The sequence below is a fragment of the Bradyrhizobium sp. IAR9 genome (assembly GCF_013408065.1).
Classification (GTDB): domain Bacteria; phylum Pseudomonadota; class Alphaproteobacteria; order Rhizobiales; family Xanthobacteraceae; genus Bradyrhizobium.
This window is the reverse complement of the sequence record NZ_JACBZW010000012.1, coordinates 194,742-214,993: the sequence shown is the minus strand read 5'-3', so window position 1 is coordinate 214,993 and position 20,252 is coordinate 194,742. Positions and strand designations below refer to the sequence as shown.

19 protein-coding genes are annotated in these 20,252 nt (G+C 63.3%); 14 read left to right on the top strand and 5 right to left on the bottom strand.

The genetic code is table 11. The features are described 5' to 3' along the window. Nucleotides 1-178: 178 nt before the first annotated feature. Nucleotides 179-2,308, bottom strand: a complete 2,130-nt coding sequence (locus GGD67_RS28245) for an acetate--CoA ligase family protein (RefSeq protein WP_179737468.1) — start codon at nucleotides 2,306-2,308, stop codon at nucleotides 179-181. Nucleotides 2,309-2,659: 351 nt separating this feature from the next. Between GGD67_RS28245 and GGD67_RS28240 the strand changes: the two genes are divergently transcribed. The 4 genes from GGD67_RS28240 to GGD67_RS28225 all read left to right on the top strand — a co-directional run bounded on the left by GGD67_RS28240 (nucleotide 2,660) and on the right by GGD67_RS28225 (nucleotide 6,976). Next, entirely contained in the window at nucleotides 2,660-3,355 is a 696-nt protein-coding gene (locus GGD67_RS28240) for a GntR family transcriptional regulator (RefSeq protein ID WP_161966556.1), read from the top strand. A gap of 66 nt (nucleotides 3,356-3,421) precedes the next feature. Next, nucleotides 3,422-5,155 carry an oxalyl-CoA decarboxylase gene (oxc, locus tag GGD67_RS28235; protein WP_179737466.1) on the top strand — a complete coding sequence of 578 codons (1,734 nt, stop codon included), beginning with the start codon at nucleotides 3,422-3,424 and terminating at the stop codon, nucleotides 5,153-5,155. Nucleotides 5,156-5,220: 65 nt separating this feature from the next. Continuing rightward, nucleotides 5,221-6,498, top strand: coding sequence for a formyl-CoA transferase (frc, locus tag GGD67_RS28230; RefSeq protein ID WP_018315863.1), 1,278 nt, complete (start codon nucleotides 5,221-5,223; stop codon nucleotides 6,496-6,498). A 280-nt stretch (nucleotides 6,499-6,778) separates the two neighbouring features. Continuing rightward, a complete protein-coding gene (locus GGD67_RS28225; RefSeq protein ID WP_179737458.1) occupies nucleotides 6,779-6,976 on the top strand; it encodes a hypothetical protein in 198 nt (65 codons plus the stop codon). Nucleotides 6,977-7,050: 74 nt separating this feature from the next. On the opposite strand, the gene GGD67_RS28220 is transcribed toward GGD67_RS28225, so the two are convergent. From GGD67_RS28220 to GGD67_RS28210, 3 genes are all read right to left on the bottom strand, one after another. Then, nucleotides 7,051-7,275 (bottom strand): hypothetical protein, encoded by a 225-nt coding sequence (locus GGD67_RS28220; protein WP_179737456.1) that lies wholly within the window; start codon nucleotides 7,273-7,275, stop codon nucleotides 7,051-7,053. A 56-nt stretch (nucleotides 7,276-7,331) separates the two neighbouring features. Beyond that, entirely contained in the window at nucleotides 7,332-7,574 is a 243-nt protein-coding gene (locus tag GGD67_RS28215; RefSeq protein ID WP_018315860.1) for a hypothetical protein, read from the bottom strand. 199 nt (nucleotides 7,575-7,773) lie between these two features. After that, complete coding sequence (locus GGD67_RS28210; RefSeq protein WP_026201564.1) at nucleotides 7,774-7,983, bottom strand: cold-shock protein; 210 nt, start codon at nucleotides 7,981-7,983, stop codon at nucleotides 7,774-7,776. Between the two features lie 345 nt (nucleotides 7,984-8,328). Here GGD67_RS28210 and GGD67_RS28205 point away from each other — a divergent pair, with 345 nt between their 5' ends. Both GGD67_RS28205 and GGD67_RS28200 read left to right on the top strand, forming a co-directional pair. Further along, nucleotides 8,329-9,018, top strand: coding sequence for a hypothetical protein (locus GGD67_RS28205; RefSeq protein WP_179737454.1), 690 nt, complete (start codon nucleotides 8,329-8,331; stop codon nucleotides 9,016-9,018). 132 nt (nucleotides 9,019-9,150) lie between these two features. Beyond that, nucleotides 9,151-9,594, top strand: a complete 444-nt coding sequence (locus GGD67_RS28200; RefSeq protein ID WP_091953031.1) for an SRPBCC family protein — start codon at nucleotides 9,151-9,153, stop codon at nucleotides 9,592-9,594. 229 nt (nucleotides 9,595-9,823) lie between these two features. Here the strand turns inward: GGD67_RS28200 and GGD67_RS28195 are convergent, their stop codons facing one another. After that, on the bottom strand, nucleotides 9,824-11,155 hold the full coding sequence (locus GGD67_RS28195) for an Hsp70 family protein (protein ID WP_179737452.1): 1,332 nt from the start codon (nucleotides 11,153-11,155) through the stop codon (nucleotides 9,824-9,826). 398 nt (nucleotides 11,156-11,553) lie between these two features. On the opposite strand from GGD67_RS28195, the gene GGD67_RS28190 reads away from it, so the two are divergent. From GGD67_RS28190 to GGD67_RS28155, 8 genes are all read left to right on the top strand, one after another. After that, a complete protein-coding gene (locus tag GGD67_RS28190) occupies nucleotides 11,554-11,691 on the top strand; it encodes a hypothetical protein (protein WP_018315855.1) in 138 nt (45 codons plus the stop codon). Nucleotides 11,692-12,147: 456 nt separating this feature from the next. Next, nucleotides 12,148-13,152 carry a tripartite tricarboxylate transporter substrate binding protein gene (locus tag GGD67_RS28185; protein WP_179737450.1) on the top strand — a complete coding sequence of 335 codons (1,005 nt, stop codon included), beginning with the start codon at nucleotides 12,148-12,150 and terminating at the stop codon, nucleotides 13,150-13,152. A gap of 84 nt (nucleotides 13,153-13,236) precedes the next feature. Then, nucleotides 13,237-13,734 (top strand): tripartite tricarboxylate transporter TctB family protein, encoded by a 498-nt coding sequence (locus GGD67_RS28180; RefSeq protein ID WP_092256893.1) that lies wholly within the window; start codon nucleotides 13,237-13,239, stop codon nucleotides 13,732-13,734. A gap of 42 nt (nucleotides 13,735-13,776) precedes the next feature. After that, nucleotides 13,777-15,276, top strand: coding sequence for a tripartite tricarboxylate transporter permease (locus GGD67_RS28175; RefSeq protein WP_028143032.1), 1,500 nt, complete (start codon nucleotides 13,777-13,779; stop codon nucleotides 15,274-15,276). A gap of 364 nt (nucleotides 15,277-15,640) precedes the next feature. Continuing rightward, nucleotides 15,641-16,930 carry an oxalate/formate MFS antiporter gene (gene oxlT / locus GGD67_RS28170; protein ID WP_179737448.1) on the top strand — a complete coding sequence of 430 codons (1,290 nt, stop codon included), beginning with the start codon at nucleotides 15,641-15,643 and terminating at the stop codon, nucleotides 16,928-16,930. A gap of 261 nt (nucleotides 16,931-17,191) precedes the next feature. After that, a complete protein-coding gene (oxlT, locus tag GGD67_RS28165; protein WP_179737446.1) occupies nucleotides 17,192-18,526 on the top strand; it encodes an oxalate/formate MFS antiporter in 1,335 nt (444 codons plus the stop codon). A gap of 177 nt (nucleotides 18,527-18,703) precedes the next feature. After that, nucleotides 18,704-19,132, top strand: coding sequence for a CBS domain-containing protein (locus GGD67_RS28160; RefSeq protein WP_018315849.1), 429 nt, complete (start codon nucleotides 18,704-18,706; stop codon nucleotides 19,130-19,132). A gap of 98 nt (nucleotides 19,133-19,230) precedes the next feature. Next, the gene (locus tag GGD67_RS28155) at nucleotides 19,231-20,250 is read left to right on the top strand and encodes a 2-dehydropantoate 2-reductase (protein ID WP_179737445.1); all 1,020 of its coding nucleotides are present in this window, start codon (nucleotides 19,231-19,233) and stop codon (nucleotides 20,248-20,250) included. Nucleotides 20,251-20,252 lie beyond the last annotated feature (2 nt).

The following is a 20,252-nucleotide window of genomic DNA, read 5'->3' as shown; positions in this document are numbered from 1 at the left end:
CCCCTCTCCCCGCTTGCGGGGCCGAGACGAGCTCCGCTCGCTCTGAGAGGGTCAGGGTGAGGGGGAGCCTCCGCAAGGACGGCAGCAGTCAGACTCGCGGAGAGTCCCCCTCACCCGGAATTTGCTGCGCAAATTCCGGCCTCTCCCCGCGTGCGGGGAGAGGCGAAGGTCGTCATACTCAGAGCAGCCCTGCCCCGCGCGCCCATTTGTACTTGGCGCCGAGGACCTCGACCGGCAGCTCGGTCGAGTAGGCGTAGGCCGGAATGCCGTTCTGGTAGAGATATTCGGCGGCTTCCTCGACCTCGACGTCGCCCGCGAGCGAGGCGACGATCGGCTTCACGAAGCCCTTGGCCTCCATCTCCTTCTTCACCTCGACCATGTTGCGGGCGAACACCATCGGCGGCGTGACGATGGTGTGCCAGTAGCCGAGGATCAGCGAATGGATGCGCTCATCGGAGAGGCCGAGCTTCACCGTGTTGACATAGGTGATCGGCGGCTCGCCGCCGGTGATATCCACAGGATTTCCGGCAGCCCCGAACGGCGGGATGAACTTGCGGAAGGCCGCGTCCAGATCCGCCGGCATCGACATCAGCGACAGGCCGTTGTCGACGCAGGAGTCCGACAGCAGCACGCCCGAGCCGCCCGCACCGGTGATGATCAGCACGTTCTCGCCCTTCGGCGTCGGCAGCACCGGCACGCCGCGGGCGAATTCGAGCAGTTGCCGCAAGCTACGAGCGCGGATCACGCCGGACTGCGCCAGGACGTCCTCGTAGATCTTGTCGTTACCGGCGAGCGCGCCGGTGTGCGACGAGGCCGCCTTGGCGCCGGCCGAGGTGCGGCCGGCCTTGAGCACGACGACCGGCTTCTTCTTGGAGACGCGCTTGGCGGCTTCCGCGAAGGCGCGGCCGTCCTTGAGGTCTTCGCAGTGCTGCGCGATCAAATTGGTGTTCGGATCCTGCTCGAAGAAGGCGAGCAGATCGTCCTCGTCGATATCGGACTTGTTGCCGAGGCCGACGATGGCCGAGACGCCCATCTTCGCCGAGCGCGAGAAGCCGATGATGGCCATGCCGATGCCGCCCGACTGCGACGACAGCGCCGCGTGGCCCTTGACGTCGTAGGCCGTGCAGAAGGTCGCGCAGAGATTGGCCGGCGTATAGTAGAAGCCGTAGATGTTCGGCCCCATCAGGCGGATGTCGTACTTCTTGCCGACCTCGACGATCTCGGCTTGCAGCTCCGGTGCGCCGGCCTCCGCGAAGCCCGACGGAATCAGCACCGCGCCCGGGATTTTCTTCTCGCCGCATTCGGTGAGCGCCGCAGCGACGAACTTCGCGGGGATCGCGAACACCGCCGTGTCGATCACGCCAGGCACGTCCTTGACGCTCTTATAGGCCTTGTAGCCGAGGATCTCGGCGGCCTTGGGGTGGATCGGATAGATGTCGCCCTTGTAGCCGCCGTTGATGAGGTTCTTCATCACGGAGTTGCCGATCTTGCCGTCCTCGGCGGAGGCGCCGACCACGGCGACCGCCTTGGGCTGCATGATGCGGCTCATCGCCGCGACAATCTCTTCGGTCGGGCGCGGCTTCGGCTTCGGCACATAGGCGAAGTCGACGACGATGCGCACGTCGGCGGCGGTCGCGCCCTTCGCCGTCGCGAACACCGGATTGAGGTCGAGCTCGACGATTTCAGGGAAATCGGTGACGAGCTGCGAGACCTTGACGATGACATCGGCGAGGGCGTTGCGGTTCACCGGCTCGCCGCCGCGCACGCCCTTCAGGATCTCATGCGCCTGGATGCCGTCGAGCATCGAGAGCGCGTCTTCCTTGGTCGCGGGCGCGAGGCGGAAGGTGATGTCCTTGAGCACCTCGACCAGCACGCCGCCGAGGCCGAAGGCGACGAGCTTGCCGAACGAGCCGTCGGTGATCGAGCCGACGATGACCTCGGTGCCGCCGGCCAGCATCTGCTGCACCTGGACGCCGTCGATCTTGGCATCGGCCTTGTACTTCCTGGCGTTGCCGAGAATGGTCTCATAGGCCTTTTCGGCCTCTTCGGCGGTCTTGAGGCCGACGATGACGCCGCCGGCTTCGGTCTTGTGGAGAATGTCCGGCGAGACGATCTTCATCACGACCGGGAAGCCCATCGACGAGGCCATCTTGCCGGCCTCGCCCGCCGACTTCGCCACGCCCTCCTTCGGCACCGGAATGCCATAGGCGTCGCAGACCAGCTTGCCTTCCGGGGCCGTCAGGCTGGTGCGGTTGTCCGCCTTGACCTGGTCAAGCACCTTGCGGACGGCTTCTTTGGAATTGGACATGTGGCTTCTCCCTTGACCTCAGTTCGTTCTTTTCAAAGCGCGCGCGTGGTTTTGCGGCTGCCCGTGTTGCTTGCCATTCGCCGCGCTCTGTTCCATTCCGCGGAACGGAGCGGCATAAGCGCCAGACTACTCCGCCGCCGTGGATCAAAAATGGCTGGCGATGGCATTTGGTATGCCAGAAGCCAACTTGTCAAGCTGCAGCATTGCTTGGAACGCCGCAAAAAATAGCCAGCTTGACATTCTGGCATGTGGTATGCCAAAAACTTTCCCGTTAATAATCCTGTAAAAGACGACTCCCACTGGAGGAGATTCGTCGTGTCACTGCGGAAACCAACCAAGGCGTTGCCGAACATGGCCGAGGCAGATATCGCAATCGTTCGTATTGCCCCGGAGAGCAGCTTCAAGAACAAGGCGTATGACGCCTTGAAGGAAGCCATCCTCAGGATGGACATCTATTCGACGCCCGAGCCGGTGATGCTCGACGAGCGCGCGCTGTCCGAACGTCTGGGTGTCAGCCGCACCCCGATCCGCGAAGCGATCGCGATGCTCGAGCAGGACGGCTTCGTGAAGACGGTGCCGCGCCGCGGCATCATGGTGGTGCGCAGGACCAAGAGCGAGATCGTCGACATGATCCGCGCCTGGGCGGCGCTGGAGAGCATGGCCGCGCGCCTCATCACCACCACTGCGCGCAAGAAGGACATCACGGCGCTGCGCGACTACTTCAAGGACTTCGGCAAGGATCGCCTGCCCGAGGATCACGTCGAGGAATATTCGCGCGCCAACATCGCCTTCCACCAGGCGCTGATCTCGCTGTCGGAATCTCCGGTGCTGGTCGATCTCACCAACGACCTGCTGCTGCACGTGCGCGGTTATCGCCAGCTGACCATCGGACGCAAGGACCGCACCGCGACCTCGCTGCCCGAGCATCTCGGCATGATCGAAGCACTGGAGGCGCGCGACACCGAGCTCGCCGAGAAGCGCGCCCGCGACCACACTCTCGGCCTTGCCGCTTACGTCGAAGCGCACGGCCAGGAACTGTTCACGTAACCAAGCAACGTTCACCAGAAGGGCGAACAATTCGCCCCGCTATATGAGACCAGGGAGACAAGGCCCATGCTGAATACCGCGACCAAGTCCGAGGCACCGGGCACCGAGCAGGAGCTGACGGATGGCTTCCATCTCGTCATCGACGCGCTCAAGCTGAACGGCATCAACACCATCTATAATGTGCCGGGCATCCCGATCACGGATTTGGGCCGCATGGCGCAGGCCGAGGGCATCCGCGTGATCTCGTTCCGCCACGAGCAGAACGCCGGTTACGCCGCAGGCATCGCCGGCTACCTCACCAAGAAGCCCGGCGTCTGCCTCACGGTCTCCGCGCCCGGCTTCCTCAACGGTCTCACCGCGCTCGCCCACGCCACCACCAACTGCTACCCGATGATCCTGGTCTCGGGCTCGTCCGAGCGCGAGATTGTCGACCTGCAGCAGGGCGACTACGAAGAGATGGACCAGCTCGCGATCGCAAAGCCGCTGTGCAAGGCGGCCTATCGCGTGCTGCACGCCCAGGACATCGGCATCGGCCTCGCCCGCGCCATCCGCGCTGCGGTCTCGGGCCGTCCGGGCGGCGTCTATCTCGACCTGCCGGCAAAGCTGTTCGGCCAGGTGATGAGCGCCGATGCCGGCCAGAAATCGCTGGTCAAGGTGATCGACGCTGCGCCCGCGCAGATCCCCTCGCCCGCTTCGGTCAAGCGTGCGCTCGACGTGCTGAAGGGCGCCAAGCGTCCGCTCATCATCCTCGGCAAGGGCGCGGCCTACGCGCAGGCCGACGAAGAGATCAAATCCTTCGTCGAGAAGAGCGGCGTGCCCTTCCTGCCGATGAGCATGGCCAAGGGCCTCCTGCCCGACACCCATCCGCAATGCGCCGGTGCGGCCCGCTCGACCGTGCTGAAGGAATCCGACGTCGTCATGCTGATCGGCGCGCGGCTGAACTGGCTGCTCTCGCACGGCAAGGGCAAGAGCTGGGGCGAAGCGCCCAAGAAGTTCATCCAGGTCGATATCGAGCCGCGCGAGATGGACTCCAACGTCGAAATCGTCGCGCCCGTCGTCGGCGACATCGGCTCGGTCGTCTCTGCCTTCAATCAGGCGATGGGTACGGGCTGGACCGCCCCGCCCGCCGAATGGACCAAGGCGATCTCGTCCAAGCGCGAAGAGAACGTCGCCAAGATGGCGCCGAAGCTCATGAACAACAAATCGCCGATGGACTATCACGGCGCGCTCGGCGTGCTGAAGAACGTCATCAAGGACTACCCCGAGGCGATCCTCGTCAACGAAGGCGCCAACACGCTCGATCTCGCCCGCGGCGTGATCGACATGTACCGGCCGCGCAAGCGTCTCGACGTCGGCACCTGGGGCGTGATGGGCATCGGCATGGGCCAGGCGATCGCCGCCGCGCTCGAGACCGGTCACCCCGTGCTCGCAGTGGAAGGCGACTCGGCCTTCGGCTTCTCCGGCATGGAGGTCGAGACCATCTGCCGCTACAACCTTCCGATCTGCGTCGTCATCTTCAACAATGACGGTATCTATCGCGGCACCGACGTCAACGGCGCCAACGCCGATCCGGCGACGACGGTGTTCGTCAAGGGCGCGCGCTACGACAAGATGATGGAAGCCTTCGGCGGCGTCGGCGTGAATGCCACCTCGCCGGACGAGCTCAAGCGTGCCGTCAACGAAGCCATGAAGTCCGGCAAGCCGACGCTCATCAACGCGGTGATCGATCCGGCCGCGGGCTCGGAGAGCGGCCGCATCGGCAACCTCAATCCGCAGAGCGTTCTGCAGAAGAAGAAGTAAGTCCACCCCTCAACCCTTAATTCCCTGCGGTTGGCGGGGGCAGACACAGAGTACGGAGCAACACGATGACCAAAGCGCTTACGGGCGTTCGCATTCTCGACTTCACCCACGTTCAATCAGGACCGACCTGCACGCAGCTGCTCGCCTGGTTCGGCGCCGACGTGATCAAGGTGGAACGTCCGGGCGTGGGTGACATCACCCGCGGCCAGCTGCAGGACATCCCGAACGTGGACAGCCTGTATTTCACCATGCTCAACCACAACAAGCGCTCGATTACGCTCGACACCAAGAACCCCAAGGGCAAGGAAGTCCTCACCGAGCTGATCAAGAAGTGCGACGTGCTGGTGGAAAACTTCGGCCCCGGCGTGCTCGACCGCATGGGCTTCCCCTGGGAGAAGATCCAGGCCATCAACCCGAAGATGATCGTCGCCTCGATCAAGGGCTTCGGCCCCGGACCGTACGAAGACTGCAAGGTCTATGAGAACGTCGCGCAGTGCACCGGCGGCGCCGCTTCCACCACCGGCTTCCGCGACGGTCTTCCGCTCGTCACCGGCGCGCAGATCGGCGACAGCGGCACCGGCCTCCACCTCGCGCTCGGCATCGTCACCGCGCTCTACCAGCGCACCGTCACCGGTAAGGGCCAGAAGGTTACGGCTGCGATGCAGGACGGCGTGCTCAACCTCGCCCGCGTCAAGCTGCGCGACCAGCAGCGCCTCGCCCATGGCCCGCTGAAGGAATACAGCCAGTACGGCGAAGGCATTCCGTTCGGCGACGCCGTGCCGCGCGCCGGCAATGATTCCGGCGGCGGCCAGCCCGGCCGCATCGTCAAGTGCAAAGGCTGGGAGACCGATCCCAACGCCTACCTCTATTTCATCACCCAGGCGCCGGTCTGGGAGAAGATCTGCGACGTGATCGGCGAACCCGGCTGGAAGACCCATCCCGACTACGCCAAGCCGCCGGCCCGGCTGTCGCGCCTCAACGAGATTTTTGCGCGCATCGAGCAGTGGACGATGACCAAGACCAAGTTCGAGGCGATGGAAATCCTCAACAAGGACGACATCCCCTGCGGCCCGATCCTGTCGATGAAAGAGATCATCGAGGACCAGTCGCTGCGCGCCACCGGTACCTTGGTCGAAGTCGACCACCCCACCCGCGGCAAGTACATTTCGGTCGGCAACCCGATCAAGCTGTCGGATAGCCCGAGCGACGTCGAGCGCTCCCCGCTGCTCGGCGAGCACACCGACGAGATCCTGCGCTCCGTGCTCGGCTTCTCCGACCACCAGGTCGCCGACATCCACAAGTCCGGCGCGCTCGACCCGCCGCAGAAGCAGGCCGCGGAGTAAGCGGACCTATCAGTGAACGACGAAAGGCCGCCGGTTTCGGCGGCCTTTTTGTTTCGGACCGAAGGAACTGAACCACACGCCGGCCGTTACTCCTTCGACCGGCATGCTCTCAGAAGTGCGAACCTGCCGCCTCCACGGCGAGTGACCAACCTCGCGCCAAACCGCCCAACACTGAAGGATTGTCCACCCTCCCGTTCAGAGGGTGACTAATCCGCTCGCGAGCGGGTGGCGTCGCGTTCGGCGCTCGCGGGCCACGCCCATTGATCGAAGTGAGGTCGAAATGTTGAGAGATCAATCCTCTGATCGGGCCAGGCGTGAAGCCAACAAGGCGTTCAAGCCTGTCAAGACGCAGAAGCCCATGACTGACTATGCGAAGCACCAGCACTCCCTCAACGAGAACCGCGAGCGGCTCAAAGCAGAGCGATTGGCCCGCGAGGCAAAGTCGAAAGAGCTGCTCGGAAAAGGCTTGCCCGAATAGGAAGCGCCCCGTCGCTGGTTACGATCTGACATCCGGCCGGTTGAAAGCCGCCGAAATCGGCGCCGGATAGCCACCTAGAGCATCGAGAGAACGACGATGCCGTCTTCGAGCTCCCCGGACGCCAGCCGGGTTCGCGCGATGCGCTCGAACTCGGTGCGGTGCTTATGAAGATAGCTGAAAGCCTGTTTCTGCGTTTGGAACGTGGTCGCGAGCCGGCACATCTGCCGGCCTGCGCCAAGCGCCAGGAAAAAGGTGATTGTGCCACCGCCGTCCGACTTGGCTCTAGGCACGACCCGCACTCTTCGGCATGTGACCGGTCCTCTCCAGATTTCGTCGGCGGCGCTGCTGAAGTCGACTATTGCGGCGGCTTCTTCTTGCGCTTCGTCGGGGTTGGTGCCGGTAACGATGCGCGAAGAGTTGCATCGGCCGCTTCCTTGGCTTCGCGCAGTTCGCGAAGCCTTGCCATGTTCTTGCGAACGTCCACCGCCTGCTTTTCGGCATCCGCCATCGCGCGTGCTCCTTCCTCGGCCGCCAGGCGCTGGCGGTTGGAACGCGCGATGCCTTCGGGTGACGGTTCTGCCGATTTCCTGGCGCTCATCCTTCACCCTGCTCCGAATAGACAAAACCCGCTCAATCCTTACGATCGAGCGGGCAGCGTAACCGTTTCAGTACATCCGTGAAACGGTACCAAAGCGCGATGCGATCACGATGAACCGTCATCGCGCTTCTAGATTGTTGTCTAACATGATCCCTTCGGAAAACCGCTGCGCAGTTTTCCGGATCATGCTTTAGCGAGCTCAAGCCAGCGAGAGATTCTCAGCGCTGACTTTGCCCCGCATCTTGTCGGTCTTGGCCTCGAAGTTGACCTTTTGGCCTTCAGCGAGACCCGCAAGACCAGCCCGCTCGACCGCGCTGATGTGAACGAACACATCGTTGCCGCCGTCGTCGGGCTGAATGAATCCAAAGCCCTTCTGGCCGTTGAACCACTTCACGGTACCTGTCGTCATTTTCTTCTCCAAAGCGCGCAAGCGCACATTCCGCGTGACGCTCACGCAGAACCAATTCAATTCGTCGATGTCTATGGAAAAGGAGCCCGCGGGCGCATTCAACAAGGCACAGCGGCTGAACGAACGAATTCAGGGTATACCCCACCATCCCCACTTGCAAGGCTTGGCCAAGCTTAATTGCACCAGGGACCTCGGCGGAACAGTCCCAGGTTTGAGGCGACTACGCGGAGCCTCCCTCTGGCGAAACGGATTAGGTCTGAACGAGGAACGGCTGCGGAATTGTGGCTTCCGTTGACGCGGCGTAGACATTCGGGCTGATCTTGCTGCTCAGGATGGGAGGTCACCATGTCACTACTGGGCAAGGCCGCCGTCGCGATGTGGTGGAGCGTTCGCCCCGAGCAGCGCACCGAGTTCGGCGACTGGCATTCGCATGAACACTTCCAGGAGCGGATGAGCATTCCCGGCTTCCGGCGCGGGTCGCGCTGGACCAGCACGACGGACGCCGTAGGTTTCTTCGTGCTCTACGAGCTCGAACAATACGAGGTCCTCACGTCGAAGGGATATCTCGACCGGCTCAACGCGCCAACGCCGTGGTCGACCAGGATGATGCCGCATCATCTTGGCATGGTCCGCAGCCAATGCCGGATCGTCGCGAGCTTTGGCGGAGGTGTCGCGACCTCGCTTGCCACCATCAGGCTGTCGCCGGAAACCGGACGGGATGCGCAATTGCAGACGCGCCTGTCGGAAACGCTCAGCGCATTGGCGCTGCAGCCGGGGCTGACAGGCGCCCACCTCCTCTTCACCGACACGCCTCGCACGAGCGCGCCCACGACTGAACAACAGATCCGCGGCAAGGACGGCGCTGCCGACTGGATCGTGCTGCTCTCAGGCTACGATGCCGATGTGGTTGAGGCTATGATCGCCAGCCCGCTTTCGCCAGGATCGCTTGGCGATCTCGGCGCACAGACCAATGCGACGATCGGCCGCTACAGGCTTGCATTCACGATGACGCCACAGGATGTCGCAGCGACCTAGCAACCCGGCCAGAAGGACCGTCGACAAAAAAACGAGATGCCATGTCGGATCGGCGCCTTCCCGGTCGTCCTCGTGACATGAATGGGCCATAGACGCCAATCTCGGGCCCATCAATCACTGAGGATAACAACCATGCCCAGCACGATCCGCCTGCATCGCGTTCTCGCCACCAGCCCGCAAAAAGTCTATCGCGCTTTCCTGGAGGCCGATGCGATGGCGAAATGGCTGCCGCCGAACGGCTTCACCTGCACCGTGCATCATTTCGAGCCCAAGGTCGGCGGCACGTTCAAGATGTCGTTCCGGAATTTCACGACGGGCAACAGCCATTCGTTCGGCGGCGAATATGTCGAGCTCGTGCCCGGCGAACGCCTTCGCTACACTGACAGGTTCGACGATCCCAACCTGCCCGGCGAAATTCAGGTCACCGTGATCCTGAAGAAGGTCTCGGTTGGCACCGAGATCGACATCACGCAGGCCGGCATCCCCGACGTGATCCCGCCGGAGGCCTGCTATCTCGGCTGGCAGGAATCGCTGCGCAATCTGGCGAAGCTCGTCGAGCCGGAGATCAATCAGTAGCGACGGCGTTGGTGCCGTAGGGTGGGCAAAGGCGCAACTGCGCCGTGCCCACGCTCTTTCCGATACGGCGACAGACGCGTGGGCACGCTTCGCTTTGCCCACCCTACGGCACTGGTCGAGCCGATGCGCCGTTCTACCCACGCCGTCATTGCGAGCGTAGCGACAATCCAGAGACTTTCCGCGGAGGGATTCTGGATTGCTTTGCTGCGCTCGCAATGACGGAGAATCGTTAAGCCCCCGCCTTCGCCTCGAGCCCGCCGCCGGCGGTCCAGCGGTCCGGGTTGGGGCTGTGCCCGATCAAGGCGAGCCCATAGGCGATCGACTCGAACTGATCGCCCGACATCAGCCGTTCGTTGCCGAACCGCTCGGCGAACAGTTTTCGGACGGCCGGCACGAAGGACGTGCCGCCGGTCAAGAACACCTTCTCGATCTCGTGCGCGGTGATGCCGGCTTCGGCCAGCACCTTGTCGACGGTGGCCCCGAGCCGGGCGATGTCGTCGGCGATCCACGATTCGAAATTCTTCCGCGTGATGGCCGCGCCGATGTCGACGCCGCCGCCCCTGAAGCGGAAATCCACCTCCTCCTGGGCCGACAGCGCGACCTTGGCATTTGACACTGCACGGTACAGCGAAAAGCCGAGGTCGAGATCGACGATGGTGATGAAATCCTCGAGCAGCTTCGGCTTCAGCGCGGTGCGCGCAAGTTCCCTCAGCTCGCGCAGATCGCCGTTGCTCTTCATCATCGCCAGTTGATGCCAGCGCGCGAGGTTGGTGTAATGGCCGCTGGGGATCGGCAGCACCTTGTCGAAGGAGCGGAAGCTGGAGCCCTTGCCGAGCCGCGGCGAGACGACGTGGTCGATGATCCGGTAATCGAACGTGTCGCCGGCGATGCCGATGCCGGCGTGGCCGAGTGGCTCGGCGCGAAGGCTGCCGCCCGCGCGCGAGAAGCGCATCACGGAGAAATCGCTGGTGCCGCCGCCAAAATCCGCCACCAGCACGGTGGCATCGCGCTCCAGCCTTCGGGCAAAGGAGAACGCCGCGCCCACGGGCTCGTAGACGTAGCGCGCATGGCCGGCGCCCAGGCGCTCGAACGCGGCGCGGTAGCGCTGCATCGCCAGCTCTTCATCGGGATTGCCGCCGGCGAAGCGCACCGGGCGGCCGACCGTGATGGTCGAGGTCTCGAAGCCGAACCTGTCGCCGCCATGGCGCGCCAACGTCCGCAGGAACGCCGCCAGAATATCCTCGAACTTGAAGCGCTGCCGGAACACTTGCGTGGTGTTGAAGCTGCTGCTCGCCGCAAACGTCTTGAACGATTGCAGGAAGCGGTAGACGTGGCGTCCTTCGAGGAATTGCTCGATCGCCCAGGGGCCGCCTTCGGCCTGGGCACCGGCGCCCGGCCGGTCCTCCCAGAAGCACAAAGCCGATACATAGACGCTATGGCGCTGTCCGCCGTGGTCGAAGCGGATGGCCTCGACCCGGCGGTCGTCCGCGGCAAGGGCGACGACCGTATTGCTGGTCCCAAAATCGATGCCGATCGAGACGGCGGGCGAGGCGCTCGACATGAACCACTCTGACAGATGATTGGAAGGGGGAAGACCACTAGCGACTTTGACCTGCCCTGCCAAGCCTTGCCCCGCCAAGAAAGCCCTTGCCCTGCAAAGCCCTCGGCCATTGAGGCTCGCGTCAGGTTCGCGCCGGAGGGCACCGTTTTCCGCTTCAATCGTCTGAATTTGCCTCTGATCGGTGTGCTTTCGGCGTCCGAAGATGGCGTCTAAGACGGAAACGCCTCTTTTGGTGGGCCTTTTAAGCCCGAACCGGCAGGATTAACCCGGCATTATGCTGCGATGCGGGACTTTGTATGCTGCTATGCAAACAAACGCGTAGACAGTGGCATCTGGTATACATAGTTTCATCCCCAGACGAGACGCCAAGACCGATCGTCTCAAGAAAGGGAATTCCAATGTCCAAGACCGCTTCCGTCGCTTTCGCCCCCTCCTCCTCGCTGTTCAGCCGCTTTATGGCTGCGGTCGATCGTTTCCTGATGGCGAGCGCCGCGATCTCGAACCACAACGGCGACCTGCCGCGTTTCGGCCTGTAAGAAAGGCCTTTCTCGCGCAGCCGAAACGGCGCGCGGCCGGCAATCGCAGGCGCTAAGTTTGATAATGGCCCCCTCGTCGGGGCCATTTTCTTTTGGTCCCGCTTCGCCCGCGGACACAACTGCGACGATTGGTCCGCCGATCTGGCCAGCTGTCCAATTGTGAGCCATCTGGTATCTCGCATACCATTCGACAACCAAAAACGATTGCACGACCAAGGTGCTAGATGGGGATGCAGAGCGCGGGACAGGAACGGCCAAGGACATGGCACGTTTGCCAATCATGGCGGAGCCTTAGCCCAAAGGAGCGGATGTCGCGCCTTGTCCCCGCTCATAAACTTCTGGTTGGTGAGACTGCAATGGGAGATCGACCGCAAAGGTGACCCCAAGCGTGTGAATCCGGATGGGCTGACGCGAGCCGGCAAAGAACGGCCGCGTTTCGACAGGGAGTGAAACGAGATGAAGTCATTCATTCTGAATGTCGCTTTGGCGGCAATGGCGATGTCGTGCGCAGGCAGCACCGCAAGTTTTGCGGCTTGGGAGCCGGTTCGTCCGGTCGAGTTCATCGTGCCCGCGGGCACCGGCGGCGGCGCCGATCAGATGGCACGAACCATCCAGGGCATCGTCACCAAGCATAATCTCATGAAGCAGCCGCTGGTCGTCATCAACAAGGCCGGCGGTGCAGGCGGCGAAGGCTTTCTCGACGTGAAGACGTCGTCGGGCAATCCGCACAAGATCATCATCACGCTCTCGAACTTGTTCACGACACCGCTGGCAACGGGGATTCCGTTCAACTGGAAGGATTTGACTCCGGTCGCGATGCTGGCGCTGGATGAATTCGTGCTCTGGGTGAATGCCGAAAAGCCGTACACCAGCGTCAAGGATTATGTCGACGCCGCGAAGAAGGCACCAAGCGGCTCGTTCAAGATGGGCGGCACCGGCTCGAAGCAGGAAGACCAGATCATTACGGTCGGCATCGAGAAGGCGATCGACGCGAAGTTCACCTACATCCCCTACAAGGGCGGCGGCGAGGTCGCGGTTCAGCTCGTCGGCAATCACGTCGATTCCACCGTCAACAATCCGATCGAGGCGGTCGCGCAATGGCGCGGCGGCAAGCTCCGTCCGCTCTGCGTCTTCGACGCCCAGCCGATGGCCTATGACGAGCCGATCGCCGAGGGCAAGGCCTGGAAGGATATTCCGACCTGCAAGTCGCAGGGCCTCGCGATGGAATATCTCATGCTGCGCGGCATCTTCATGTCGCCCAAGGCCACCAAGGATCAGGTCGAGTATTACGTCGAGCTGTTCAAGAAGGTTCGCGCCACGCCGGAATGGCAGGATTTCATGAAGAGCGGCGCCTTCAACACGACCTTCCTGACCGGGGCTGACTACGCCAAGTGGATCGAGGCGGAGGAGAAGCGGCACGAGGGCTTGATGAAGGAAGCCGGTTTCCTCGCATCGAATTGAGCCACGGCATCGATGACGGCCGAGGATGCTGTCGTCCTCAGGCCGTCGGCGAATGCGACGACTGCATTTCTGCGCGGAGGTCTCATGACTGAACGATCCGGATCCGAATCTGGCCCGGCACACAAGACGATGGAAATCGGCATGGCGCTGTTGATCGGCGCCTTTGGTCTCGTCGTGATCTTCGGCAGCCTGAAGGCCGGCATCAACTGGGGCGCGGAGGGTCCGCGAGCCGGGTTCTTCCCCTTCTATGTCGGCGCCGCAATCGTCGGCGCCAGCGCCATCAACCTGTGGCACGCGCGACGCGACGACGACGGCCGACTGTTCGCGGAATGGGGACAGCTTCGCCAGGTCATGAGCGTCGTCGTGCCCACCGCGATCTATGTCGGTTCGATGCCGTTCATCGGCCTCTACATCGCCTCGATGGTCTTCATCGCCTGGTTCATGCGCTGGCTCGGCGGCTATCGCTGGCTGACGGTCATCGCGGTGGCGGTCGGCATGCCGGTGGTGACCTATCTCGTTTTCGAGCGCTGGTTCCTGGTCCCGCTTCCCAAGGGGCCGTTCGAGGAATGGCTCGGTCTGTAAGGGCCACGCATTCATTCAATTGCTGCTGCAGGACGTATCGATATGGAAGAGTTGGCCAATCTATTTCACGGCTTCGCGGTCGCCCTGCAGCCCTATAACATCATGCTGATGATCATCGGCATCACGCTCGGGGTCATCATCGGCGTGCTGCCGGGGCTCGGGGGCGCCAACGGCGTGGCGATCCTGCTTCCCCTGACCTTCAGCATGCCGCCGACATCGGCGATCATCATGCTGTCATGCATCTACTGGGGCGCCTTGTTCGGCGGCGCCATCACCTCGATCCTGTTCAACATCCCCGGCGAGCCCTGGTCCGTGGCGACCACCTTCGACGGCTACCCGATGGCGCAGCAGGGCAAGCCCGGCGAAGCCCTGACCGCCGCTTTCACCTCCTCCTTCGTCGGCGCGCTGTTTGCCGTCATCATGATCACGCTGGTCGCGCCGCTGGTCGCGGGCTTTGCGCTGCGATTTGGTCCGGCGGAGAAGTTCGCGGTGTACTTCCTCGCCTTCTGCAGCTTCGTCGGCCTCAGCAAGGAGCCGCCTTTCAAGACCATCGCGGCGATGATGATGGGCTTCGCGCTCGCGGCGGTCGGCCTCGATTCGATCACCGGGCAATTGCGGCTCACCTTCGGCGTCACCGAGCTGCTCAACGGTTTCGACTTCCTGATCGCCGTGATCGGCCTGTTCGGGATCGGCGAGATTCTGCTGACCATGGAGGAAGGGCTCGCCTTCCGCGGCGGCAATGCCAGCATCAACCTTCGCGTCGTGCTTCAGACCTGGCGCGAGCTGCCCACCTACTGGATGACCTCGCTACGCTCCTGCCTGATCGGCTGCTGGATGGGCGTCACGCCCGCCGGAGCGACGCCGGCCTCCTTCATGAGCTACGGCATCGCCAAGCGCCTGGCGCGGCGCGGCAACAATTTCGGCAAGGGCGAGATCGAAGGCGTGATCGCGCCGGAGACGGCCGCGCATGCGGCGGGCACCTCGGCGCTGCTGCCGATGCTGTCGCTCGGCGTGCCCGGCTCGCCGACGGCTGCCGTGCTGCTCGGCGGCCTCCTGATCTGGGGCCTGCAGCCGGGCCCGATGCTGTTCGTCGAGCAGAAGGAATTCGTCTGGGGCCTGATCGCCTCGATGTATCTCGGCAATCTCGCCGGCCTCATCGTCGTGCTCACCTGCGTGCCGCTCTTCGCCGCGATCCTGCGCGTGCCGTTCGGCATCATCGCCCCGCTGATCCTGGTGCTGTGCGCGATCGGCGCCTATTCGGTGCACAACAGCACCTTCGACGTGATGCTGATGCTGGTGTTCGGCGTGCTCGGCTATCTCCTGAAGAAGTGCAACTACCCGCTCGCACCTCTCGTGCTCGCCATCGTGCTCGGCGACAAGGCGGAGGAAGCCTTCCGGCAATCGCTGCTGGGATCGCAGGGCTCGCTTGGGGTGTTCTTCTCCAACGGCCTCGTCAGCACCATCATGGCGCTCGGTCTGGTCGCCCTGTTCTGGTCCGCGATCCAGGAAGGCTACAGCCGGCTGCGCATGTCGATGGCGTGAGGCGCCATGCGGCCAAACTTCTGGAATACAGAATTCCACGACTGAGCAGTCACGACGCAGCCGCGCACCGATGTGCGAGGGGGCCGCGCGCTCGACCGACCCAGAAGCTGAAAATTGTGGATGCGTAGGTTCCCACCAGCTGCTTGCGGCTTCGCCGCAACGGGGAAGACTTCTCACGAAATCAATGCGTTGATCGCAGGCCGAAAGCGAATTGGGCTTTACAATCGCCCAGCCATGGCGCATGTGATAAAGCCGCGATATTTCGCCGCACCCTCCAGTCCTTCGCTTGAATCTTGGCATAATGAATACCAGGATGCGACCAGCGCACGCATAAAAATGATCGGCGCCTTCGGGAGGGTTTTTTATGACAGACATGGTGCAGTCAACAGCGGCCCCAAGCGTCGCGCGCGTCAGCGACGCCTATCGCTGGACGCAGTTGGCAGTTGGCGTCGCCGCGATGGTGATGATCGCCAATTATCAGTACGGCTGGACGTTCTTCGTCCCTGACATCCAGAAGAAGTTCGGCTGGGATCGCGCGTCGATCCAATGGGCCTTTACGCTCTTCGTCCTGTTCGAGACCTGGCTGGTCCCGGTCGAAGGATGGTTCGTCGACAAATACGGTCCGCGCATCGTCGTGCTGGTCGGCGGCGTGCTCTGCGCCATCGGCTGGGCGATCAACGCCCAGGCCACCACGCTCAACGGCTACTATCTCGGCATGATCATCGCCGGCATCGGCGCCGGCGGCGTCTACGGCACCTGCGTCGGCAACGCGCTGAAGTGGTTTCCGGACAAGCGCGGTCTTGCCGCGGGCATCACCGCCGCGGGCTTCGGTGCGGGCTCCGCGCTCACCGTCGCGCCGATCCAGGCCATGATCAAGGACAGTGGATTCCAGACCACCTTCCTCTATTTCGGCCTCGGACAGGGCATCATCATCTGCATCCTCGCCTTCTTTCTGCTCGCGCCGAAAGCAGGCCAGGTGCCGACCGTGGTGGCCAATGCCAACTTGCTGCAGACCCGGCGCAACTACCAGCCGACCGAGGTGCTGCGTCAGCCGATCTTCTGGCTGATGTACTTCATGTTCGTGATCGTCGGCGCCGGCGGCTTGATGGTGACGGCCAACCTGAAGCCCATCGCGGCCGACTGGAAGGTCGACAACGTGCCGGTCACGCTGATGGCGGTGACGATGACAGCAGTGACGTTCGCGGCCACCATCGACCGCGTGCTCAACGGCCTGACGCGTCCGTTCTTCGGCTGGATCTCCGACATGATCGGCCGCGAGAACACGATGTTCATCGCCTTCGGCATGGAAGGTTTCGGCATCTGGATGCTCTACCTCTGGGGCCACGATCCGATCTGGTTCGTGCTGCTCTCGGGCTTCGTGTTCTTCGCCTGGGGTGAGATCTACTCGCTATTCCCCTCGACCTGCACCGACACGTTCGGCGCCAAGTTCGCGACCACCAATGCCGGCCTGCTCTACACTGCGAAGGGCACCGCCGCACTGCTGGTCCCGATCGGCAACTACATGCAGCAATCGTCCGGCACCTGGGACAGCGTGTTCATCATCGCGGCCGGCGCCAACATCCTGGCTTCGCTGCTGGCGATCGCGGTGCTCAAGCCCTGGCGCAAGGTCGTGGTGGCCAAATCGACCATCTGACACGCTCCATCACAGCTCTTCATCAAGCAGACGCCCGGCCTCACGGCCGGGCGTTTTCGTTTTGGCGACGTTCTTGCAGCGCCGTTCCCCTCCAATGGAACCGCAGATTTGTGACAATCCGCCGCAGTTAGGGCTTGCATTCTGGAATATGGTATACCAAGCTCCGTGCCGCGCTTGCGACGATAAGCCACAACATTTGCGACACTGGGTCATCTTGCCATCCAAAGTCGCGATCAATCAGGCGCGTTGGGAGGTTTCTTGATGATTTCCAGCACGGACGGCGCCGTCACGGCCGCGCCTCTTCGCACCGGTTTCCGTTGGCTCCAGCTCGTCATGGGCATCGTCTGCATGGCGATGATCGCCAATTTGCAATATGGCTGGACGCTGTTCGTCGATCCGATCGATGCGGCCCACCACTGGGGACGCGCCGCGATCCAGCTCGCCTTCACCGTCTTCGTCGTCACCGAGACCTGGCTGGTGCCGATCGAGGCCTGGTTCGTCGACAAATACGGCCCGCGCATCGTCGTCATGTTCGGCGGCGTGATGATCGCGCTGTCCTGGATTCTCAATTCCTATGCCGACAGTCTCACCCTGCTCTACGCGGCCGCGATCATCGGCGGCATGGGCGCGGGCGCGGTGTACGGCACCTGCGTCGGCAACGCGCTGAAATGGTTTCCCGACCGCCGCGGCCTTGCCGCCGGCGCGACCGCCGCCGGCTTCGGCGCCGGCGCCGCGCTCACCATCGTGCCGATCGCGACCATGATCGCATCGAGCGGCTATCAGCACGCCTTCTTCACCTTCGGCATCGGCCAGGGCGTGATCGTGTTCGTGCTCGCCTTCTTCATCCAGCCGCCGCGGCTCTCGATCCCGCCGAAGAAGAAGCAGCTCAACCTGCCGCAGACCAAGATCGACTTCACCCCGCCGCAGGTGCTGCGCAGCCCTATTTTCTGGGTGATGTATCTCGTCTTCGTCATGGTCGCATCCGGCGGCCTGATGACAGCGGCGCAGATCGGCCCCATCGCGCACGACTTCAAGATCGCCGACACCCCGGTCACGCTGGCCGGCTTCCAGATGGCGGCACTGACCTTCGCGATCTCGCTCGACCGCATCCTCGACGGTTTCGGACGCCCCTTCTTCGGCTGGGTCTCCGACACGATCGGCCGCGAGCACACCATGTTCATCGCCTTCGGCACGGCGGCGCTGATGCTGCTGACGCTGTCGGCTTACGGCCATGTCCCGGTCGTGTTCGTGCTCGCGACCGCGGTGTATTTCGGCGTGTTCGGCGAGATCTACTCGCTGTTCCCCGCGACCTGCGGCGATACCTTCGGCTCGAAATTCGCGACCACCAACAACGGCATGCTCTACACCGCGAAGGGCACCGCCTCCCTGCTCGTCCCGCTCGCCAGCGTGATCTCGGCGACCTACGGCTGGAAGGCCGTGTTCGTGGTCGCCGTCGCCTTGAACGCGACGGCGGCGCTGACGGCGCTGTTCGTGATCAAGCCGATGCGCCGCTCCTTCATCCTCGGCAAGGAAGTCGACAGCGCGAACACCGCAACCGGCAGCGCCAAGACCACTGCAAAGACCGAGACGGCGTAGCCGCCACTTACATTGCAGGGATCGACCAAGGGGCGCAGCGATGCGCCCCTTTTCTTTTTCGCGCACGGCAAACGTCAGTATTGCTGTCGCAAGATTTTTCGGATCGCCCAAACCAGCGCTTGACGATTGGCATTATGTATACCACACTTCTCGCAACATTCACCTAGGGAGGTTGCAATGCTGGTCGGAGACATTCTGCGCAAGAAGACGCCGCGCGTTGTCACGGTGCGGATGAACGAAACGGTGGGTATCGCCGCCAAGCTGATGCGCGCCAACAACATCAGCGCTCTCGTGGTCAAGGACGTGGTCCGCTCCGAGGGCAATACCGCCGTCGGCATGTTCACCGAGCGCGACGTGGTGCGCGCCGTCGCCGAGCACGGCGCGAACGCCGTCAACGTCAAGGTCTCGCAGCTCGTCTCGGTGCAGCAGCTGGTGTCCTGCAGCTCCAGCGATACGATCGAGCAGGTCCGGCATCTGATGAACCGGCATCACATCCGCCATTTGCCTGTCATCGACGATTACAGCCTCGTCTCCGTCATCAGCATGCGCGACATCGCAGCTGCCATGGACGAGGCCATCAACGGCAAGCCGCAAGCGGCAGCCTGAAGCGACGCACTCTTCCCCTGTGACTACCGGCCGGCTCGGACGCGTTCGAGCCGGACCGGATCTTTCGTCCCAAAATTCCGGTCTCCCGCGAGGATTTCATGAAGATCTGCATCTACGGCGCCGGCGCAATCGGCGGATATCTCGGGGTTCAGCTTGCGCGCGCAGGCGCCGATGTCAGCCTCATCGCGCGCGGCGCGCACCTTGCCGCAATGCGCGAGCGCGGCCTGACGCTGCTCGCGGGCGAGGAGAAGCACACCGTGCATCCGCGCTGCACCGACGATCCCGCCGAGCTCGGGGTGCAGGACTACATCATCATCACGCTGAAGGCCCATTCCATCACCGGCGTGATCGAGAAGATGCAGCCGCTGCTCGGGCCGCACACCCGCATCGTCACCGCCGTCAACGGCATCCCCTATTGGTACTTCTACAAGCACGGCGGCCAATACGAGAATTCGACGCTGGAGAGCATCGACCCCGGCGGGCGGCAGTGGCGCGAGATCGGCGCCGAGCGCGCCATCGGCTGCATCGTCTATCCCGCCACCGAGATCGAGGCGCCCGGCGTGATCCGCCACGTCTACGGCAACAACTTCCCGCTCGGCGAGCCCTCCGGCGAGATCACTAGCGACGTGCAGCGCCTCGCCGATCTGTTCGTCGCGGCCGGGCTGAAGGCGCCGGTGCTCGACCGCATCCGCGACGAGATCTGGCTCAAGCTGTGGGGCAATGTCTGCTTCAACCCGATCAGCGCGTTGACCCATGCAACGCTCGACGTGATCTGCACCGATCCGTCTACCCGTGCGCTGTCGCGCGCGATCATGGTGGAGACACAAGCGATCGCCGAGACCTTCGGTGTCAAATTCCGCGTCGACGTCGAGCGCCGCATCGAGGGTGCCCGCAAGGTCGGCGCGCACAAGACCTCGATGCTGCAAGATCTCGAGCGCGGCCGCCCGATGGAGATCGACCCGCTCGTCACCGTGGTGCAGGAGATGGGCCGCCTCACCGGCATCGCGACGCCCGCGCTCGATTCGGTGCTGGCGATGGTGACCCAGCGCGCCCGCATCGCCGGCCTCTATGACGGCGTCTCGACGCCGTCAGATCCCCGCGCACTGGCGGTGGCGTGATG